The 2294-nt window shown below is 60.2% G+C and carries 2 protein-coding genes; both read right to left on the minus strand.

Annotated features, from left to right (window positions below):
• Window positions 1–1170: polysaccharide deacetylase family protein (locus L7A20_RS11800; protein WP_237223674.1), on the minus strand; the 1170-nt coding region annotated here is incomplete at its 3' end.
• Between the two features lie 2 nt (window positions 1171–1172).
• On the minus strand, window positions 1173–2294 hold a 1122-nt coding region (locus L7A20_RS11805), incomplete at its 5' end, for a hypothetical protein (protein WP_237223675.1).

The following is a 2294-nucleotide window of genomic DNA, read 5'->3' on the forward strand; positions in this document are numbered from 1 at the left end:
ACCCCCGTTAGCTACAGCCTTATCAATGAGTTTTTCGCCGATACCACCAGGGGCGACACCGCCATCATTTCCAAAATCAAGCCATTGACGGCCTGCATTCATGCGCGGGGAGCCGTCCAGGGGGTGAACAAAGTCGTTCAAGGTGGGGTTGTTCATGGTGCCCGTGGCCCAGGCATGGCCATAGTTCACCCACCTGTCATAGGCGGTGCCTACCAGGGCAAGCTCGCCCTTAGTGCTAATCAGGGGCGCGGTCTTAAATTGAACGCCCTCGGGGAAGTCGCACCCGGGTGGGATAAAGCCCAGCACATCTTGCCCAGTCTCAGCGCGCAGGCGGTCGCGGGAGCCAATGATCTCAGCCTTCATCTGGGCCACACTGGTCACATCGGCGTGAGTCGCCCCGTGATTGCAGATTTCCACGCCGCCGGCGGTGGCCATAGCTTTCACATCTGCCCAGCTCTTACCGGCGCTAAAACCCGCGTAGGAGTAGCCAGAATCAAAGGTGTTGCCGTTCAGTGCCCAGCTCCAGGGCAGGGCGCGGGCCTTCATCATAGGCGCGAAAATATCCAAAGTGGCAGCAGGGTAATCATCGGCCACAATAGCTACCACGGCCTTAGCGCTGGTGCGCCGGGGCGCGGCCACCACACGGCGGGCACGGTCACGTAGTAGCTCGCGCTGGGCTACATCTGGAAGGGTTTCCACCTGGCTCTCGACGTACTCGGAGGACACCCCGCCACCTACAGGACGGCCCCTGAAGTTCGTTCCCACCTCATAGGTGCCAGCAGAGGGCGCCTCCACACTCATCAGCAGGCGAGAATCACCATCAGACGGCACACCCAAAGCGGCCAGCGATTCAGCGCCAGAAAGCAAAAGGCGGCCACGAAAATTCGTGCCCACCTCATACGAGCCGCCGGTTTTCGCTTCAATTGGTACTAGCGAATTTTCTTTCACAGCCTCGATAGACTCCCCGACCTCAGCGGTCAGCGCGTCCATCTGGGTCTGCATCAGCTCGCTAGCCTGCTGAATTTTCTCGGAGGCAGAAGCCTCAGCAGTGGCGGCCACGGTCGAGAGCGCCGCCTCAATCGTCACCGCCTGCTTCTGATCTTGGGTACGACCCAGGGCCAGCATAGAAGGGTCATCATAGTAGATGCCATAAGTGGGAGTCGTACCCATCCTTATCCTCCGTGGTAAATATCAGGGGCCGCCTCAGTGGCGGCCCAAGTTGTCTTATCAGCGGTGCGGGTGGTCTCCAGCTGCGCCCAGGTCATGCCCTGGGCGGTCACAGCTGCCTCCACCTGCGCCCAATCGCGGGAACGGAATTCTTCGGCCACCGTGCGGATAGTCAAGGTGCTGACCCCACTGTCTGGGTCGTGCTCCACGCCCTCTACAGAGCCGCGGATAATCGCGCCAAAGAGATTGCCTGACCCATCACGCTGCACCCCGAAGAGGCGCACCATGTCATGGATGAGAATCGTAGGGTCATAGCGGACCGTTACCTGGCGCAGGCATGGGGGTGGGGACGTGACCTTCCCAGCCAGGTATTGCGCCATCTCAGCGGCCACACGGGCATCTGTCACCCAGCGGGTAGCGTCAATGGCCAGCACGCCCGCGTAGGGGGATGCGTCAGCAGCCACCTCGACGGTGGCGTCGGTGCGCTCCACCTTGCCTCGCCCGCGCATAATCGGGGTGGGTGCCCCATGAAGCATGCGCGAAATCTGGGGGTGTTCAAAAACTTCGCGTTTTGCGTCCTCGCTGAATTTTTCGGTGATATGCCAGACCCACGGGGTGATCTCACGGGCTGACATGGAGTACCCGCCGACCCAGCGGGTCGGGTCATCCTGGGTAGCCCCAGGCTTCGAGCACCCAAACCAACTCCCGTTCATGGAGTTGAAGCCGAGCGGGGATGCGTTAAGGTTCGAAAAAGTTGAATCGACATCCACCCAATCCACAGCGGTATCAGGCTCGACAAATTCCTCGACGTTATCCCCGGCCTTAGCTGTGCCGCCCTTAGACCAGAGCTCGACGTTGTACCCGGTAGTGTACGTGGACGCGACTTCTGAGTAGGTCACTTCCACTAGGGAGCGGCGGAGCTGAAGCTCACTAATGATTTGATAATCAGCGATATGCTCCGAAGCGGTCAGCTCATGAGACACACGCTTACCCAGCAGATACTCGGCAGATTCAAAATGCGCGATACCCTCACCGTCTACCCACCAGGCAGCGCAGGTCGCCGCCGCGATTTCATCTAGCACCGAAGCCGCCGTCTGGTCGCGGATAGATGGCGAGGCGGTCAGGCC

The organism is Rothia nasimurium (genome assembly GCF_928381415.1).
GTDB lineage: Bacteria > Actinomycetota > Actinomycetes > Actinomycetales > Micrococcaceae > Rothia > Rothia nasimurium_H.